Origin of the sequence: Paenibacillus sp. FSL H3-0333 (assembly GCF_038002805.1) — a bacterium.
In the GTDB taxonomy this organism is placed as follows: domain Bacteria; phylum Bacillota; class Bacilli; order Paenibacillales; family Paenibacillaceae; genus Paenibacillus_AQ; species Paenibacillus_AQ silagei.
Genome location: NZ_JBBODG010000001.1, coordinates 5,821,564 through 5,838,986 on the forward strand (window position 1 = coordinate 5,821,564; position 17,423 = coordinate 5,838,986).

Annotated in this window: 14 protein-coding genes and 1 tRNA gene; 7 read left to right on the top strand and 8 right to left on the bottom strand. The window is 54.1% G+C overall.

From position 1 onward, the window contains the following. The gene (locus MHH78_RS25755; protein WP_341169274.1) at nucleotides 1-1,521 is read left to right on the top strand and encodes a DUF4179 domain-containing protein; all 1,521 of its coding nucleotides are present in this window, start codon (nucleotides 1-3) and stop codon (nucleotides 1,519-1,521) included. Nucleotides 1,522-1,631: 110 nt separating this feature from the next. Here the strand turns inward: MHH78_RS25755 and MHH78_RS25760 are convergent, their stop codons facing one another. Continuing rightward, nucleotides 1,632-2,873, bottom strand: a complete 1,242-nt coding sequence (locus MHH78_RS25760; RefSeq protein WP_341169275.1) for an RICIN domain-containing protein — start codon at nucleotides 2,871-2,873, stop codon at nucleotides 1,632-1,634. 307 nt (nucleotides 2,874-3,180) lie between these two features. Next, the gene (locus MHH78_RS25765; RefSeq protein ID WP_076086787.1) at nucleotides 3,181-3,828 is read right to left on the bottom strand and encodes a hypothetical protein; all 648 of its coding nucleotides are present in this window, start codon (nucleotides 3,826-3,828) and stop codon (nucleotides 3,181-3,183) included. 174 nt (nucleotides 3,829-4,002) lie between these two features. Here MHH78_RS25765 and MHH78_RS25770 point away from each other — a divergent pair, with 174 nt between their 5' ends. Beyond that, the gene (locus MHH78_RS25770; protein ID WP_076086790.1) at nucleotides 4,003-4,890 is read left to right on the top strand and encodes a fructose bisphosphate aldolase; all 888 of its coding nucleotides are present in this window, start codon (nucleotides 4,003-4,005) and stop codon (nucleotides 4,888-4,890) included. 103 nt (nucleotides 4,891-4,993) lie between these two features. On the opposite strand, the gene MHH78_RS25775 is transcribed toward MHH78_RS25770, so the two are convergent. The 3 genes from MHH78_RS25775 to MHH78_RS25785 form a co-directional block, all read right to left on the bottom strand. Continuing rightward, entirely contained in the window at nucleotides 4,994-6,046 is a 1,053-nt protein-coding gene (locus MHH78_RS25775) for an LLM class flavin-dependent oxidoreductase (protein ID WP_076086793.1), read from the bottom strand. Nucleotides 6,047-6,207: 161 nt separating this feature from the next. Then, nucleotides 6,208-9,138: an insulinase family protein gene (locus MHH78_RS25780; protein WP_341169276.1), complete on the bottom strand. Its 2,931-nt coding sequence runs from the start codon at nucleotides 9,136-9,138 to the stop codon at nucleotides 6,208-6,210. Nucleotides 9,139-9,270: 132 nt separating this feature from the next. After that, entirely contained in the window at nucleotides 9,271-9,636 is a 366-nt protein-coding gene (locus MHH78_RS25785; RefSeq protein ID WP_341169277.1) for a DUF4180 domain-containing protein, read from the bottom strand. 99 nt (nucleotides 9,637-9,735) lie between these two features. Here MHH78_RS25785 and MHH78_RS25790 point away from each other — a divergent pair, with 99 nt between their 5' ends. After that, entirely contained in the window at nucleotides 9,736-10,089 is a 354-nt protein-coding gene (locus tag MHH78_RS25790) for a VOC family protein (RefSeq protein ID WP_341169278.1), read from the top strand. Nucleotides 10,090-10,593: 504 nt separating this feature from the next. On the opposite strand, the gene MHH78_RS25795 is transcribed toward MHH78_RS25790, so the two are convergent. Together MHH78_RS25795 and MHH78_RS25800 are read right to left on the bottom strand one after the other, a co-directional pair. Continuing rightward, a tRNA-Lys gene (locus tag MHH78_RS25795) sits at nucleotides 10,594-10,666 on the bottom strand. Nucleotides 10,667-10,812: 146 nt separating this feature from the next. After that, nucleotides 10,813-12,120: an APC family permease gene (locus MHH78_RS25800; RefSeq protein WP_341169279.1), complete on the bottom strand. Its 1,308-nt coding sequence runs from the start codon at nucleotides 12,118-12,120 to the stop codon at nucleotides 10,813-10,815. A gap of 219 nt (nucleotides 12,121-12,339) precedes the next feature. Here MHH78_RS25800 and MHH78_RS25805 point away from each other — a divergent pair, with 219 nt between their 5' ends. The 4 genes from MHH78_RS25805 to MHH78_RS25820 are packed head-to-tail and all read left to right on the top strand — an operon-like array spanning nucleotide 12,340 to nucleotide 16,158. Then, nucleotides 12,340-13,533 carry a serine hydrolase domain-containing protein gene (locus MHH78_RS25805; protein ID WP_340954431.1) on the top strand — a complete coding sequence of 398 codons (1,194 nt, stop codon included), beginning with the start codon at nucleotides 12,340-12,342 and terminating at the stop codon, nucleotides 13,531-13,533. Then, nucleotides 13,533-14,351: an ABC transporter permease gene (locus MHH78_RS25810; protein ID WP_076085067.1), complete on the top strand. Its 819-nt coding sequence runs from the start codon at nucleotides 13,533-13,535 to the stop codon at nucleotides 14,349-14,351. The genes MHH78_RS25805 and MHH78_RS25810 overlap by 1 nt, the downstream gene beginning before the upstream one ends. Nucleotides 14,352-14,383: 32 nt before the next feature. Then, nucleotides 14,384-15,166, top strand: coding sequence for an ABC transporter permease (locus MHH78_RS25815; protein WP_341169280.1), 783 nt, complete (start codon nucleotides 14,384-14,386; stop codon nucleotides 15,164-15,166). Next, complete coding sequence (locus tag MHH78_RS25820; RefSeq protein WP_341169281.1) at nucleotides 15,166-16,158, top strand: ABC transporter ATP-binding protein; 993 nt, start codon at nucleotides 15,166-15,168, stop codon at nucleotides 16,156-16,158. Before MHH78_RS25815 ends, MHH78_RS25820 begins: the two co-directional genes overlap by 1 nt. 119 nt (nucleotides 16,159-16,277) lie before the next feature. Here the strand turns inward: MHH78_RS25820 and MHH78_RS25825 are convergent, their stop codons facing one another. Further along, nucleotides 16,278-17,348 carry an ABC transporter substrate-binding protein gene (locus MHH78_RS25825; RefSeq protein WP_341169282.1) on the bottom strand — a complete coding sequence of 357 codons (1,071 nt, stop codon included), beginning with the start codon at nucleotides 17,346-17,348 and terminating at the stop codon, nucleotides 16,278-16,280. Nucleotides 17,349-17,423 lie beyond the last annotated feature (75 nt).

The following is a 17,423-nucleotide window of genomic DNA, read 5'->3' on the forward strand; positions in this document are numbered from 1 at the left end:
ATGTTGGAAAAAGAAGAGCGTGTCCTGAAACAGGATGCCCATGAGGTCCATCTTCATGCAGAGGAGATTCAGGAATTGAAAATTTATAATGCTATGCGCAGTGGAATGACGCAAGGGAAAAAACGCAGCAAACGGCGTTTCTATTCCTATGGGGCCGGCGCCGTATTAGCCGCGGCCGCAGCCATTTTTGTGCTTGTCTCATCTATCGGCTTGCCAACTGGAGGTATAGACGATTCCGGCCTCAGCGGTTCAGTGCAGGCGGCCAGCACCAAAAGCTGGAATAATTTTGCGGACTATCGCAAGCATCGCTTAAATAACGCGCTGGTTGGCGACATCCTGGAACGAAATCTGGTCATACCGGTCCGTCAAAGCGCAACAAACAATGGGTACCGTATGGATGTGGATGGCGCCGTCACGGATGGCCGTAAAGTGTATATCCTGTTCAGCGTGCACAACGATACGGATCAAGAAGTTAATCCTGGGCATACGAAATTTCAATTCGGTGATTTCGAGGTTCCAGATCCACATCGGGGCGCAGTCCTGGAAATGGCGTACGATAGCGACTCCCGGATTCAGCCAGGCGGGAGCAAAGATTTTATTTATTCCACTAATTATCCGGCTTCCATCACTGATTCCAAGGAGGTGAAGTTCACTTTAATTCTCACCGGAACGTCCAACCAAGCACTCGCTTCCAGCAGCAACAAGTATCGGACCAGCCTTGAGGTATCGTTCGGGCTTGATCCGTACAGATTCAAAGACCAGGAGCACACATTGCCTGTGAATCGCACGCTTACCGTGGATGGTCAAAAGATCAAAGTGCGCCAAGTACAGTATACTCCGTTCAATACTTATGTCGATCTGGAGTATGACAAGGCAAACACCAAACAGATTTTCAGCCTGCTGAATCCTGTTCTGACCGCAACAACCGGGAGTCAAACCGAGAAATTAGTTTATCCGGGCAGAATCACGGCCGATAATTCCGAGGTGTACAAAGACACCTCGCAGGCCACGCTGGTGTTCAGGTATACCGAGCTTAACCAGCCGGACTCCACCACGCTGAAGATTGCCGGTATCTCGGCGCTGGAGCCGGACCGTATGAAATTTGTGGTCGATCTGAACAAGCAGCAGGTGATTGAAGCACCGGCAAACGATTGGGAAATGGTCACATCCAGGGAAGAACATCATGCAACAGCGGCAGAGATTCTGCTCCGGCGTAAGGTGACCCATCTGTCTTATTTCACCGATTCGCAAGGGGCGGTACAGGCGGAGAACATCGGCGCACAACTGGCTGACAAATTCACCGATGCGAACGGCCAGGTGCATAATAGAACGAATCGGGAAACGCCACTAATCGACTTCGGCGGCACCATGATCTCTAGAGATGGTACGGGAACCAGTGAGATCAGTTTATCTTTTGACAGTCAAGCTGCAGATTATCCGCAGCCGCTTACTCTATCGGTAGAGCGTATCTGGAATCCAATTGTGGAGACACAAAGTATCGAGCTGTTTGCGAAGAAATAGAAGCTTGCCGCAAACAGCAAGAAGCCCCGCCCAGCCGACAGGCTTGCGGGGCTTCTCCCTTTCTTAAGCCCTTTTACAGCAGTACAAGCATTCCGCTGCTTCGTCCGCTCCTAATTAATTTTAATAAGCTGCCATTTCTGGGCATCGGTTCCGTTATCTGTCCATTGCTGCACGACCGCTCCGTCTGCGGTAGAGGAGTTAGAGACATCCATGGCCAGCCCGCTGGCTTTGGAGATCAGCTTGTAATATCCGCCGCCCACATCGATGATGCTCCACCGCTGGGCGTTGCTGCCGTTGTCATTCGCCTGCTGGAGCTGGACTCCGCTTGCCGTGGAGGCATTCGGCACATCCAGCAGCTTTCCGCTATGCATCGCTGTAAGCTTGTAGAAGCCGTCTCCCGTGCTCTCCACTCTGAATTGCTGATTGGCCGCGGTATAATTGGTCCACTGATGCATTTTGGCCCCGTCTGCCGTAGAGACATCCGCCACATCCAGTACTTTGCCGCTTGCCTTGTTCATTAAGGTGTAGACCCCGCCGCTGACAATGCCGGTCGAAGGCGCACCCGCCTGATATACCCTCACATAATCCACAAGCATCTGCGCCGGGAAGGGGGTGGAGCTGTTCGGAGCGCCCGGCCAGTTACCGCCTACCGCGAGGTTCAGCAGCAGGAAGAACGGTTTCTGGAATTCCTCCGTATTGCCGGTTCCGTTCTCAATATAGAATTCATTGAACTGGTTGCCGTCGACGAACCATCTGATGTACTTCGAATCCCATTCCACACTGTATACATGGTATTGGGAGAAGTCCAGATTACCGGATACCCTTCCGAATTCGGCATGGCCGCCTGCATCCCAGTGCACCGTACCGTTGACGGCAGCGTTATTATTTACCCGCTCCATAATATCGATCTCACCGCAGGCAGGCCAGCCGGGCGGGGTGTTGATATTGGAGCCGAGCATCCAGAACGCAGGCCATAATCCTTGGCCGGAAGGCAGCTTGATTCTGGCTTCGATTTTGCCATAGGTGAAATTCTTGAGTCCCTGTGTCTTAATCCGCGCCGAGGTATAATTCATGCCTTCATAGGATTCTTTCTGCGCCGTGATGACCAGGTTGCCGCCGGTAACCTTCAGGTTCTGTGAACGGTTCGTATAGTATTGCAATTCATTGTTGCCCCAGCCGCTGGTACCTGTGCCAATCTCAGCCGTCCAGTTAGCCGTGTTCAGGGAGGAGCCGTCGAACTCATCGCTCCAGGCCAGATTCCAGGTTGCTGCGCTTGCGCTCCCCGCAGGGACCAGTGCGATGAATAACGTGAACAGCATGAACAGACTTAAGAATTTACCTCTTTTAAGCATTATTGCCCTCCTCTATTGATTTCAAAATGGCCAGCCTTATTTCAATGCACGCGTACGTTCGTGCAGTTGAAACCTTACCCAACCGGTTTCGGACATGGACATTGGCAGCGCCTTCTTCTGCTACATCCCATATATATCGTTTTTGCTTCCCGGAAGAACCAGAAATTTGACAATTCAGCGAACCTGGAGGAAAGGGAGGGGGCGTCCTTTCGTAAGACACTGCCTCATCAAGACCAACCACAGCAAAAAACCGCTCTCCAACGGAGGCGGTTCATGCTTTTGCAAAGATGATACCTTGATTGTCGTACTACTCGAGTCCGTGCTCTTCGCGGATCTTGTACATCCCTTGCACGAGCAGCTCCGAAGGATCACGGTTAAGCTGCAGATGCGTCAGTAACAGATGGAGCGGGATAGCGCATACGTTATTTCCGTCCGTAATTGCAGGGAAGCCTGCTTCAAAGACCGGTCCATGCTCCTCGTTCCAGGCCAGTCCGGCATGAACCTGCTCCGGTGCGAACTCCTCCGTTACAGCGGCGATACACATCGGAACCAGCACATTATCGACAGCGGCCTTGGCTTCCTCTTCACTGGCGAGCGGCTTAGGCATGGAGTTGCCTCCCTTGGTCTTCATCAGCTCGTGGAAGAAAGAGGCCATCCAGATCTCCGGACTGTTGCCGGACTGGAACCGGGCAGCCAGCTCACGAAGGAAGAAGCCGCAGTAATAATCAGCGTTATCTTTATCCTTCACACGGAATACAAATACCGGGCCGTAGTTGTCCAGGTTCAGCACCTGTCCTTCCACATCGCTGAAGCTCATTTTGAGCGCTACAATGCCGTTATGAAAAACAGCCTTGAGCAGCTCATTCCAATTCTCTTCGGTCATGGCCTGCTCGGCAGCTTCCGCTTCACCGTTCACCGGCTCATTCGTGGTCTCATTGGTTGTTTCGTTTGTCATAATTAAATTCACCCCACTTTCTATCATACCATCCTATTGAACAAGGTAACATACCATATCTCTCAACTCAAATGGAAAGCTCTGCCGGACCCGCATGTATGTCCTTATGCGCAAGTGCTATACTAGACAGGGTGCAGTAACCATCTCATTTTGCAGAAGGGAATGAACCTAACCATGAATACTGAACAATTGGACCGGATTCACACGGGCCAAGGCTTTATAGCTGCTCTGGATCAGAGCGGAGGAAGCACCCCCAAAGCGCTGCTGCAATACGGTATTAAGGAAGACCGTTATTCAGGGGACGAAGAGATGTACACCATGGTTCACAGTATGAGAACACGCATTATTCAGAGTCCCGCCTTTAACCGGGAGCATATTCTAGGTGCAATTCTGTTCGAGAACACGATGGACCGCCTCATAGACGGGCAATATACCGCCGATTACCTGTGGGAGCAGAAGGGCGTCGTGCCTTTTCTCAAAATAGACCAGGGACTGGCCGCTCCTCAGCACGGAGTCCAGCTCATGAAGCCTATCCCCGCCCTCGATGATCTGCTGAAGCGGGCAGTCAGCAAGCATATCTTCGGCACCAAAATGCGCTCCGTAATCCATGAGGCGAACCCGGAGGGTATCCGGCAGGTCGTGGAGCAGCAGTTCGAGCTGGCCCGGCAGATCGCCGCCTTCGGACTCGTTCCGATTATTGAACCGGAAGTAGACATCCTCAGCAAGGACAAGCAGGAGTCAGAGCAATTGCTGAAGCATGAACTGGCCGCACGCTTGTCTGAGCTGCCAGATGGCGTGAAGGTCATGCTCAAGCTGTCGATCCCGACAGAGGATAATTTATACAGCGAGCTCGCCGCAGATCCCCATGTGGTTCGGATCGTAGCACTCTCAGGAGGGTATACCCAGGCTGAAGCCAACGAGAAGCTCGCCCGGCAGCATGGAGTGATTGCCAGCTTCTCCCGCGCTTTGTCCCAGGGGCTCAGCGATCAGCAGACGGAGGACGAATTTGGCCGCACCCTCGCTGCGTCGATCCAGGCCATCTATGAGGCTTCGATTACTTAAGCCCTCTGGCTCGCTGCCTGTTCTCTGGTTTCATAGATTGGCAGACTTAAGCCCCCGAGCCATAAGGCACGGGGGCTGTTAACTGTTGCCTAAGCTCGTAACGTCATTCGACTTGCTTCAACCGCTTAATTCCCTCCCGCACTCTAGGCGCTACCTCTGTCCCAAAGAGACGGATGGCCTGCATTACCTGAGCATGCGGCATGGAGCCGTGCGGGACATGCAGCAGGAAGCGGGTGATCCCTACATGCTCGTAGAGGTGGATGATTTTGCGGGCAACTGTGTCCGGGTCGCCCACATATAGAGCACCGTCAAAGCTGCGGGCAGCATCGTAATCCGCACGTTGATACGAAGGCAGCCCTTTCTCCACCGCCCGGATATTCGTCCGCGCATGTGTAGACGGGAAGAAGCCCTCTACCGCAAGCTCGTCCGTCTCCGCAACATAACCATGAGAGTGTGAGGCAATCGGAAGCTTGGACACATCATGACCGGCCTTGGCCGCTGCCTCCTTGTAGAGCCGTACATGCATGGCATAATCGGAAGGGTTAACATTGCCGATAATCGCCAGTGCAAAGGGCAGACCCAGGGTACCCGCACGGACCGCAGACTCCGGAGTTCCCGCACTCGCAATCCATACCGGCAGCGGATTCTGCTCCGGACGCGGATAGATCTCCAGATTCGTTATGGCCGGACGGTGCTTGCCGCTCCAGTTCACCTTGCCGGGCTCCCGCAGCTTGAGCAGCAGGTCCAGCTTCTCGTCAAATAGCTCTTCGTAGTCCTTCAGATCATAGCCGAATAGAGGAAACGACTCGGTGAACGAGCCCCGGCCCACCATAATTTCGGCACGGCCGCCCGATATGCCGTCCAGTGTTGCGAAATCCTGAAATACCCGCACCGGATCGGCTGAGGACAGAATCATGACTGCACTGGTCAGGCGGATTCGGGTCGTCAGCGGTACAGCCGCCGCCATTAGCACAGCAGGCGATGAAGCTGCAAAATCAGGCCGGTGATGCTCACCCACGCCGTATACATCCAGTCCCACCTGATCCGCAAGCACGATCTCCTCCACCACTTCGCGCAGCCGCTCCGCATGGCTTAGAGTCACTCCGGTATTCACATCAGGCGTTGTCTCGACAAAGGTGCTTATTCCAAGTTCCACGCATTGTTCCTCCTAGAAGTCAGTAATCTTTATATTCTAAAACTAAATAGTCAAATATTCAAAGAAAACTTTAACCCGCAGCAAACAGGGCGCCCCGGCTGTGTCAACAGCTCTTGAGGCACCCTATTGTATGTTAGCTGGCTAATCGTAGCCGCTTCCGCTTATTTCACCAGCTCCTCCAGGCTGCCAAAGGCGCTGGAGGCTGATTTCAGCTTGGATTCGCCTCCGACGACACAGAAGTAATTCTGCTGCATTACCGCCTCAAGCAGACTGGCATAGCTCCTGATATCCCCGGCTGTGGCCGACAGGATTTCATTACGCTCCTGCTGAAGGTCTTCCGCCGTAATCTGCTCGAAATAATGCCGGTCCGCCTGACGGCCTGAAGCACCGGGACTCAGCGGCTGGTCCAGCATGGCCAGGGTCCCGATAATCGCCCTCTCCATCTCCGCTTCATCTGCTGCATAATCTCCGGCAAACAAGGAAGCCCGGTCATAGACCTCCAGCGTCTCCAGCAGGTTCGGATCGCGGTAGGAAGTGAACAGGAGTACCCCGTCGCGGCGCAAAAGCAGATTGCCGCCATACGCACCGCCCTTGACCCGGACCGTATTCCACAGGTAGGTCAGGCTGAGGATCTTCTTGAGCACCTGCAGCTTGCCAGAATAGGCGAAGCCCAGCTTCTTATAGTCATAACCTTTGACTACATACTGTACCTGGCTCGCGGACATGAAGCCTTCGTTGACCGCCTGCCCCTGTGCTGATAAGAGCGGCTGGGACTCTACTACCCGTCTGCTCAGGTTCAGCTCCTGCACATGTGCGGCGAATTCCGCATACGAATCCGCCGTACCGGTGATGGAGAGCGTCAGATTCTGCGTATTGAACAACAGCCCGCAGATTTCCTTCAAGGTATCCGCAAGCCCCTCAGCCTGCTGGTCAATGGTGCGGGCCAGCTCCTTGATGAAGCGGTAATACGCCACGCCGCTAAGCTGCTCTTCGTACATCCCCCGATCCGAGAAGTAGGACAGCACCCGGCTGGCTGCAATCTCATTGCCTTTCTGGGTCAGCATCGCTTCCATCCCGGAGGCTTCCCGGCGGACAATCTCCTGCAGCTTGGACAGGTTATCCAGATTGCTGCCGTAGAGCAGCTCATGCAGCAGCTTCAGGGAACCGCCGATGTTGCCCTGCATGACCTTGATCCGCGCGCTGAATTTGGCCTGATAGCTTCCTTCCGCAGACTTCCCGGCTCCGAACACCTCATTCTGAAAACGGATGCCGCCCGTAGTAATCCCGATCTCACTGGTCAGCTCCTCAATACTGTAGGCTTCCGTCTCCAGCTGTCCGAGCACTCTCGCCAGCAGCTCCAGATAAGGGATCTGCTGCGCGGCAAGCACGCTGGTGTCCCAGTACAGCTTGATATAGGCGATGGCACCGGCAGCCACTTCATGATGCAGCACCTTAATCCCGCCCAGCGCAACCTCCACTGTGGGTACCCCGGCCGGGGCAATAGGGTTAACGTCCTGGAGGGTCAGCTTCGGCAGCTTCTCCAGCTCCTCTGCGGGGTCTGGAGTGTTCTGCCGGGCCAGCAGCTTCTGCGTGCTAAGCACCAGCTCATCCAGCTGTACCGGGGCCAAAGACGCTTTGTATGACGCCAGACGGCTGCGGACCGCCGCATCCTTTTCCCCCGCCAGAGTCTGAGAGGGCTGGAGGACAACGACACTACAGTGGTTACTGTTCAGCAGGTAGGTCTCAATCAGGCGCTCGAAATACCGCTCGCCACTTTGCTCACGGATCGCCGTAATCGCTGCTTCATACTCCAGATACGTGGACGGCAAGCCGTCATACAGCCAGGCCTTCATCACTTCCATGTTGTAGGTGAGACCCTTCGGATATTGGCTGAAATCGGCTTCCCGCAGTTCAAATTCCTTGCTGTTCACCGCAGCCAGCACCAGCTTCTCGTCCAGTCCGTCCGCTGCAAGGCGGCTTAAGGTAGCTCTGACGAGATTCACGAATTCTTCCTTGGCACCGGGGTTGGAATGCGTCAGTGCAATACCCAGCATAGGCTGAGCCATGCTATCCGAATAAAAAGCAACCACATCCTTGCCAAGGCCGCTCTCCAGCAGCGCTTGCTTCAGCGGGGCGGCGTTGCTGTCCATCAGCATGCTTTTCAGAATGGCAAAGGCCAGATTGAGCTCCCGGTCCAAAGAGGTGCCCATTACATAATTCAAGCTCAAGTATGTCTTGTCGGCAGCCGTTTCCGTCTCCAGAATGGGATACTCCGCCGTAAGCTGGGTCATGCCGGTCGGTGCCTGTAGTGCAATCGAAGTATCCATAGCCTTGCGGGTATAGCGGCTGAGGTATTCCTCATGGATAAACTGCAGCCGTGCTTCGATATTCAGGTCGCCATAGAGATAGAAATAACTGTTCGAGGGGTGATAATAATTCCGGTGCGCCTCCAGAAACTGTTCATAGGTCAAGGCAGGGATATGCTGCGGATCACCGCCGGAGGAGTGACGGTAGATCGTACCCGGGTAGAGCGATTTTTTGATCCGGTCAATCAGCACCGTCACCGGCGAGGAATACGAGCCCTTCATCTCATTGTAGACAACGCCCTTGTAGATCAGCTCATCCCCGGAATGCGGCAGCTCATAGTGCCAGCCCTCCTGCTCGAAGATCTCCGGCTGACTGTAAATATTCGGCTGAAAGACGCTGTCCAGATAGACCTCCATCAGATTGGCGAAATCCTGGTCATTCTGGCTGGCTACCGGATACATCGTTTTGTCGCCAAAGGTAAAAGCGTTCAGGAACGTCTTCATCGAGCCCTTCAGCAGCTCCACGAACGGTTCCTTTACCGGGAATTTGTCGGAGCCGCAGAGGACCGAATGCTCCAGAATGTGAAACACTCCCGTGCTGTCCGCAGGCGGAGTCCGGAACGTGACACTGAACACCTTATTGTCATCCTGATTCTGTACATAGAGCAGCCGTGCGCCGCTCTGCTGATGCTCCAGCGTGTATACGGAGGATTCGATTTCCCGTATGTACTCCTTGCGTATGACTTCAAACCCGGAATAGACCTCACCTGATATTAAGCTGCTCATAACTTTTCCCTCCTTGGTTCAGGGCTGCCCTGATTCCATGAGCTTATCATATCCGGGGTTTCCGGTTCCACTACCGGTTGTATAGAGGCCGGACTAACGAATTGCAGTCTCCTGCTCTGACGCTACGAAATTCTAGACCCGACTCAACCGCTCAACCGCATGCTGCTCATCCGCTACGAAAAATATATCCTTCCCCTGGTTGCATTCATAGATGAAATCACGCAGACTGCCGCTGGTATAGCTGCTGAAATCACCCGCTACCGCTACCTTCACCTGATAGTTAATGAACTTCTGCAGAATCTCACCGGCCAGCCGAGTCTTGAGGTCGAAGAACTCCTCGCTCAGCAGCGCCTTATGGATCACGATCCGGTCACAGTCGGTCTCATAGCGTACCGTTGCCATAAGATCCAGTGCACTCTGGACATCAGCCACCACGGCTTCGTTGCCGCTCACTACAGCGATGATCGTGCCGCCAGCTTCTATAGTTGTTATGTTCATTGTTATAACCTCCTGATCGAATATGTTAAAATATGCGGATAGCTTATCTTAGCAGCAACTGAAATATACAGCAAAGGATGGATCATGATGGAGCTCACGATGAATTGGATTACACTCAGGGTACGCAATCTGGAGGCTTCCCTTGATTTCTATCACAGAATTCTAGGGCTTCCTGTGGAGCGCAGATTCGAGAGCAGAGGGAAGCAGATCGTCATGCTGGGGATAGAGGGGCAGCCCAAGCTTGAGCTCATAGAGGGAAGTGATCCGCCGGTGAAGCCGGAGTGCGGAGTGTCTGTAGGGTTCGAGGTCGGGTCGCTGGACGAGGCTATGGCGGAGCTTAGCAAGGAAGGAATCCCGGTAGCCCGCGGCCCCATCGCGCCGAATCCCAGCCTGCGCTTCTTCTATATCCTGGACCCGGACGGCTTCGAGGTGCAGCTTGCGGAGCATATGTAACGGCGTTCGGATGGGCTTGCTATCCACGGACTAGCACTAGTGTACCTGATTTGCTGATTTAACCTGCGATTGGGCCGAATGAGATGCATTAGTGCTCCTCATTTGGCCCACGCGCCTGCATGCCAGCACAATGTATGCTGTTTTCCACATACATTCGGGCCATGCGCCTGCATGCCAGCACAATGTATGCTGTTTTCCGCATACATTTGAGCCATGCGCCTGCATGTGAACAGAATGTATGCTGTTTTCCACATACATTTGGCCTATATACCGCTGTACCAGCCGTTTGTACTCGGTTTTTAGCATACATTCAGCCTTTTACCGATGAAATTAGATACACTCCTGCTCTCTCGGCGACCCTTCAGCCCCATTCAGCAACCAAGTCACTCTACGAATCATTCAAAGAGCTCTTTTCTACAAATGTAGACTCACCTTGTCCACAACAGGAGGAATTATAATTTCCTGTACAGCAAAAAAACGGCATTTCTGCCGTTTCTTAAGGGATGGACTCTCAGGGGCTCGAACCCTGGACAAATAGATTAAGAGTCTACTGCTCTACCAACTGAGCTAAGAGTCCGTATGGTGTCTATGTATGATTCTTCTAGACGATTATCTCTAAGCTGACTGCGTCCGCTCAAAAGTACTTTCATAGTATACTTTTTTTGAACGGGCGCTGTCAACTGTTTTATTAAAAGTTTCTCACACCCGGCTATGAACAGCTGTCTACACGCGATTCTTCCGCATCATCACCACATACACGGGGAGTCCGGCAAGCGTGATGCCAATCCCTATAAGTGAGCGCAGCGGATCACTGATGATCGTGCTGCCCAGGATATAGAGTCCTCCTGCTACGCCGAGAATCGGGGTGAACGGATAGAGCGGCACGCGGTAGCGGCCTTGTACGGGCGGCAGCTTCCTGCGCAGAAGGAATACGCCGAACACGCCCATCGTGAAGAAGATCCAGAGCACGAACACTAGCAGATCGGTCAGCGTATTGAAGGTCCCGGAGAAGGTATAGATCACGGCCAGTATACTCTGAAAAACAAGCGCATTCGCCGGTGTCTGGAACTTCGGATGAATGCTGCTCAGCACCCGGGAGAACGGAAGCTGTCCCCGCTCCCCCATCGCCTGCGGCACCCGTGCTGCGGTCATGAGATAACCGTTCAGTGCACCCAGCACAGAGACAATAATGCCTGCCGTAATAAAGGCTCCGCCGCCGCTACCGAACAGCGCCTCTGCTGCATCGGCACCCGGAGTCAGGGACGACACAATCTGGTCATAGGGCAGCGCCTGGAACACCGCAATATTGAACAATACATACACGGCGATGACAAAAATAACACCGATCGAAATGACCTTCGGCAGCGTCCTGGCCGGGTCTTTGATCTCTCCCGCCATATTGGTTACGCTGATCCAGCCGTCATAAGCCCAGAGTGTGCCGAGCACCGCAGCCCCGAAGCCTGCACCCGAAGCCGCTGTGCCGATGCCGCCGAAGCCGGGAGCCAGATCCGAGAACAGTCCGACGCCCACAATGCCCGCCACCGGAATCAGCTTCCCAACCGTAGCCACCGTCTGAATGATCCCGCCGAACTTCGTCGCTATAACATTCATCAACAGAATGAAGCCCAGAATGCCCACGGCAAGCAGCTTCTGCTGCCATGCATTCAGCGGCAGGAAGTAACCGGAATAGGTCGCGAAGGCAATGGCCAGCGCCGCCACAGAAGCCGGATAAGAGATCACCGCCTGCACCCAGCCGAGCAGATAGCCGAATATCCCTCCGTACAATTCACTTAAATAAGTATATAGGCCTCCCGACTTCGGAATGGCCGCAGCGATCTCCGCCACACTAAGCGCCGAAGCCAGGGTAATGATCCCTCCAACACCCCAGGCCAGAATACTCATCCACGGGCTACCCGCATTATTCAATACAATTCCGGGCTTCAAAAAAATCCCCGATCCGATAATCATCCCGACCACCAGGGCCAGGGCTTGCATGAACGTAATACTTTTGGTTAACAGCTTTGTTGTCATGATGTGATTCATTGTCCTTCCGTTCTGTGAAATATTTATCATGCTTTTATTTCTCTATTTGTCCTGTTCACCCCTCTTTTTGAGCCGGAGAAATTGGTTATAAACCAAACTCCCCATTGTAACTAACACTATATGGAAGATATACTGAAGCCTGGGCGTATTTCCCTGGGCATAGCTGGTTCGCTCAGCGCCACAACCTTCGAGGAGGCATATACCTTTATGCTGTACACTCCAGGCATTACCGACTGCTCACCGGCAGAGGTGAATTATGACGCTACAAGAATCGGGGTATTGCATACCCACTTCCAGCAACTGATCGATGACAAAAAGATTCAAGCCGCCTCATATTGTATATCCAGATACGGCAAGACGTTCATGCACGGCGCCATCGGCCCCCTCTCCTACCGCGAAGAGCGGACGGAGCCGTTGTTGCCGACTACCGTTCATAGAATTGCTTCAATCACCAAAGCCATTACCTCCGTGGCCATAGCCAAGCTTGTGGAGGATGGCGTGCTCCGGCTGGACCTTCCCGTCGGCACTTTTCTGAAACCGTTTAACGTGGAGCCTTTTGCCAAAATCGATATCTACAGCCTGCTTACCCATACTTCCGGCCTGTTTCCCGACTGCGCGGGCAGCATGATTCCCTATCACAAAAGCTATTGGCAGCTCATCGGCGAATACTTCGACAGCTACAGGCCGGAGGACGGGGAGCCGGACTGGATCACCGCCGCGCTGAGCTGCGGCGTGAATAAGAAGGTAGGCGAGGAATGGCAATACTGCTCCTTCGGCTTCTGTATTCTTGGCGAGATTATCAAGAAGGTGACTGGCGTTACCGCCGAGCAGTACATAGAGGAGAACATCCTGAAGCCGCTCGGCATGAGGGATACGATGTGGGAGCCGACGCCGGAGCTGGCGGGGCGCTTCATTATCCGCAACGAAATGCGGGAGAAGCAGTTGAATGAGCTGGCCCAAGGCATCCAGCCCGAGGTCTCTGCGGCAGAAAAGCTGTGGGAGACGGTATCCAGCACCGGCGGAGGGCTGTCCTCCACACCGGCTGACCTGATCCGCTTCGCCAACATGCTGCTGGGCATGGGCCGACTGGGCGAGACCCGCATTCTCGGCCGCAAAGCCGTCGAGAAGCTCACCACCCGTACACTCTACGGGGTTCCCGACTACTGTTGGGGCAATGATGTCAAAGACCGGAGCTACGGCATTGGACTGGATATGCGGAAGGGTCCCGCCTTCTTTTACTCCGAGGGCAGTTATTTCCATGAAGGAGCCGGAGCCTGCTGTATGGTGATGGACCCTGCCGAGCAGCTTGCTGCGGTATGGTTCGTGCCGTTCAAGGACGATAACTGGTACGCGGAGGCGCTGTTCAATGTCACCAATATTATCTGGTCAGGCGTGATCTGATGAACCGTCTCAAGCATAACTGGAGGATCTGCCGCTCCGTGGCGGCGGTAACCTATAAGGAGTGGAGTGCCTACCGCACCCACTCCCTGGTGTCCGTAATTGTCGGTCCTGTCTATTTTATGGTGCAATATTTCATCTGGACCGCAGTCTATGGAGGGCAGGCTACACTGGGCGGGCTTGATCTCCAGCAAATGATCCGCTACTTCGGGGCAACGGCGCTGATTGGCTACCTGATCATGGATTTCGCCGACTGGAATCTGTCGATGCTTGTCCGCACCGGCAAGTTTCTGACCTTCCATCTGCGTCCGGTCGATCACCGTTCCTTCGCGCTGTTCCAGAAGCTCGGACACCGCTTCCTCGGCTTCGTGTTTGAATTTCTGCCGTGCCTGCTGATTTTTATCTTTATCTTCGGCATCGATATGCGGCCGGCAAGCCTGCCGTGGACCATAGTGTCCGTGCTGCTCGCTTTTCTGATGAATTTCTATGTCAACTATACGATTGGCCTCACCTCCTTCTGGCTGGTGCAGTCAGGGGGCATACGTAGCGCGTTCATGCTGGTGTCGGGGATTTTCTCAGGTGCGCTCATTCCGCTGGATTTCTTCCCGCACTGGCTGCAGGTGACCCAGTTGTTCCTGCCATTTCAATACATTGCTTATATGCCTGCCATGGTGTTCACCGGCCATTATTCACTCGGCGGCCTGGAGTTATCCATTCCGGAGGCTGTCGGCATGCAGGGAGCGGCTGTGCTGGTAATGTTCGGGTGCAATGAGCTGGTCCGCCGCCGGGCCATGAAGCAGTTTACCGCGGTCGGCGCGTGAATGAATGCCCCGAAGAAAGGAACATTCTTGACATGAAAAGGTATGTAGATGTATACAAGCAGTGCATGTACTCCGCCGTGCAGACGGCTTCGGCTTATAGGATGAACTTCATCGTCAGCAGTCTGATTACCCTCATCGGTAATATACTGTTTCCGCTGGTGACCCTGCTGATCTACCGGGCAGGCACCAGCTTCCCCGGCTGGAGCTTATACGAGGTCTTGTTGATCCAGTCCGTATTCACGATGTCCAGCGGCCTCTCCAGCCTTGTCTTCGGAGGGGTCATGTGGACCACCATGTCGCATGTCCGGGAGGGCAGCTTCGAGGTAGTGCTGCTTAAGCCGCTGAATCCGCTGTTCTACCTTGTGGCTACGACCTTCTCCACCGAAAGTGCCGGGCTGTTCCTGGGCGGAGCGGCGTTATTCGTATTCTCCGCCTGGCATGTAGGCGCGATTCCGGCCTTAGCCTGGCTGCAATTCGCAGGCATGTTCTTCGCCGGAACGGCAGTCCTGGCCGGATTATCACTGATGATGGCGGCGATGTCTTTCAAATGGGTCGGTAATTCGCGGATTTCCGAGCTGGCAGACAGTGTACTGAGTGTCGGCAAGTATCCGCTGCCGATCTTCCCGAAGGCGGTGCAGGCGGCAGCGACGATGATTATTCCTGTGGGCATGGTCGGCTTCCTCCCGGCCTCGGCGCTGCTTGGCCGGGTAGGAGCCAGTGATTTTGTAGCGATACTGCCCTGCTTTGTCTTTCTCTGGGCAGGCATTTGGGTCTACCGGCACATGATCAGATTATATGAGGGGGTTGGCGGCTGATGCCGGTTATAGATGTGAAGCATTTAACGAAGACATACACCACTTATAAGCGGGGCGCAGGCATGGGGCAGACCTTCAGGAGCTTCTTCAAGCGTGAAGAAGTCTCGGTCCAGGCTGTGAACGATATCAGCTTTGCCATTGAGCAGGGCGAAATCTGCGGCATGCTGGGGCCTAACGGGGCCGGCAAATCGACGACCATCAAAATGCTCTGCGGCGCACTCTACCCGACAAGCGGGGAGATTTCGGTCCTCGGCTATTCCCCGGCCCGTGACCGGAAGCGGTATGTCGGTAAAATCGGAGCTGTCTTCGGCCAGAAATCCCAGCTTATCTGGGATATTCCGCCCATCGACAGCTTCAATATGAACAAGGCCATCTACGGAATCTCCACCCCGGATTTCAATCATCGGCTGGAGGAGCTCGCGGCGCTGCTGGAAATCTCCCAGGTCATTGAGAAGCCTACCCGGGTGCTGTCGCTGGGCGAACGCATGAAATGCGAATTCGTCATGGCCATGCTGCACCAGCCGGACATCCTGTTCCTGGATGAGCCGACGATCGGGCTGGATGTGATCGCCAAGGTCAAGATCCGCGAATTCATCCGCCAGATGAACAAGAAGCTGAATATGACCTGTATCCTTACTACCCATGATTTGGAGGATGTGGAGGAGCTGGCGCACCGGGTCATCGTCATTAACCATGGCGAGAAGGTGTTCGATGATTCGCTGCAGCGGCTTAAAGTCTTTCTGGGAGAGAAGAAGCAGGTCAGCTTTACCTTCGTAGAGTCTGTGCAGAACACCCCCTTCGACAACGATTACACCAAGGTGGTTGAGCGGCCCTCAGACTTCCAGGTTACGCTGGAGGTGGACACCGCCCGCATCTCGATCAGCGATTTTCTGGAGAATATCTCCCGCAAGCACGGCTTCTCGGATATTTCGGTCAAGGAGCTGCCGATTCAGCAGGTGGTCATGAATATTTATGAGAGTGCACAAGCATAAACCAACAAACAGCCTGAACCGTCACTTTACCGTGACCGCTCAGGCTGCTTGTTTTTCAGGTGTTTATTAGCTCTTATGGACAAAGTAACGCTTATCATTAACCATTAGGCAGCTTCGTCTTACTTCCCGGCAGCCAGCTCAGACGCAAGCTTCTCCGCCCCGTCAAAGATGGAATAGCTATATCCCCAGAACTGGTTGAAGTCAATCTTATAGATCGCTTTGTTCTGGATTGCCTTCAGACTCTGCAGTGACGGATCGGCATAGAACGCTTTTATCGACTGGTCAGCATCAATACCGCCTGTGTACACCGAGATCAGCAGGACATCCGGGTTGGTAGCAATCAATTGCTCCTTGCTGATCTCACCGGTCACATCCGCGTAGCTGTTGGTCAGTCCAAGCAGTCCCAGCACATCTCCCGCAAAAGTATCCACATTCCCGCTATAGACAGCGATCGCGCCGTTGCCTCCATCAGATACATAAGCGAAGGTCTTGGCGCCTGTGGCTGCCGCCCCCTCCTTCAGCTTCGCCGCACGCTCCTTCAGCTCTGCGATGTAGGCAGTGGCCTTCTCCTGCACATCAAAGATCTGGCCGAGCTGTTCAATATCCTTGTACAGGCTGTCAAGCGTTGCCCCTTGCAGACTGGTGCTCTGCACGAAGGTCTTGATGCCCAGCTCATTGAGTCCGCCTACCGTCCCTACTCCCCAATCCGCATCCGCGAACAGGCCGCCACGCCCCATCACCAGATCCGGGCCTCTGCCCACAACCAGCTCTTTGCTGGCATAGTCCTGGGAAATCACAGGAATCTTCTTAAACTCTTCCTGAACCGCCGGATCACCTGCACCGTAGAGAGCCGCTACTCCGACCATTTTGTCGGTAAGCCCCAGCTTAATCAGCAGCTCCGCCGCACCTTGGGTATTCGCTACTACCTTCTCAGGAGCCTTATCGAAGGTCTGTGATTTCGCGGTCCATTCGGTGCCTTCCCCGTTATTCGTATGGTTCTCAAGAGTAAGCGGATATACCGTCTTGGCCGCCGCAGGTGCAGTCTCCGCCGGTGCGGGACTGGCCGATGCAGGTGCAGCCGTTGCCGCCGCTTCCTTCGTATTGCTTGTGCTTGATGAACAAGCCGCCAGCATAACTGCCATCACCAGAACCGCCAGCAGCGGTACATATCGTTTGAATATTTTCTTCATTCTCTTAAGTCCCCTTTTCTGTATGTATGTTATTGATCCTGCGGGTATGGCATTAAGCCCATAGCCTTGCAGGGG

What these genes read in the sequence shown, in the direction of transcription:
- MHH78_RS25755 (WP_341169274.1), top strand. Translation starts at nt 1, where the DNA reads ATGTTGGAAAAAGAAGAGCGTGTCCTGAAACAGGATGCCCATGAGGTC.
- MHH78_RS25760 (WP_341169275.1), bottom strand. Translation starts at nt 2,873, where the DNA reads ATGCTTAAAAGAGGTAAATTCTTAAGTCTGTTCATGCTGTTCACGTTA.
- MHH78_RS25765 (WP_076086787.1), bottom strand. Translation starts at nt 3,828, where the DNA reads ATGACAAACGAAACAACCAATGAGACCACGAATGAGCCGGTGAACGGT.
- MHH78_RS25770 (WP_076086790.1), top strand. Translation starts at nt 4,003, where the DNA reads ATGAATACTGAACAATTGGACCGGATTCACACGGGCCAAGGCTTTATA.
- MHH78_RS25780 (WP_341169276.1), bottom strand. Translation starts at nt 9,138, where the DNA reads ATGAGCAGCTTAATATCAGGTGAGGTCTATTCCGGGTTTGAAGTCATA.
- MHH78_RS25785 (WP_341169277.1), bottom strand. Translation starts at nt 9,636, where the DNA reads ATGAACATAACAACTATAGAAGCTGGCGGCACGATCATCGCTGTAGTG.
- MHH78_RS25790 (WP_341169278.1), top strand. Translation starts at nt 9,736, where the DNA reads ATGAATTGGATTACACTCAGGGTACGCAATCTGGAGGCTTCCCTTGAT.
- MHH78_RS25800 (WP_341169279.1), bottom strand. Translation starts at nt 12,120, where the DNA reads ATGACAACAAAGCTGTTAACCAAAAGTATTACGTTCATGCAAGCCCTG.
- MHH78_RS25805 (WP_340954431.1), top strand. Translation starts at nt 12,340, where the DNA reads ATGCTGTACACTCCAGGCATTACCGACTGCTCACCGGCAGAGGTGAAT.
- MHH78_RS25810 (WP_076085067.1), top strand. Translation starts at nt 13,533, where the DNA reads ATGAACCGTCTCAAGCATAACTGGAGGATCTGCCGCTCCGTGGCGGCG.
- MHH78_RS25815 (WP_341169280.1), top strand. Translation starts at nt 14,384, where the DNA reads ATGAAAAGGTATGTAGATGTATACAAGCAGTGCATGTACTCCGCCGTG.
- MHH78_RS25820 (WP_341169281.1), top strand. Translation starts at nt 15,166, where the DNA reads ATGCCGGTTATAGATGTGAAGCATTTAACGAAGACATACACCACTTAT.
- MHH78_RS25825 (WP_341169282.1), bottom strand. Translation starts at nt 17,348, where the DNA reads ATGAAGAAAATATTCAAACGATATGTACCGCTGCTGGCGGTTCTGGTG.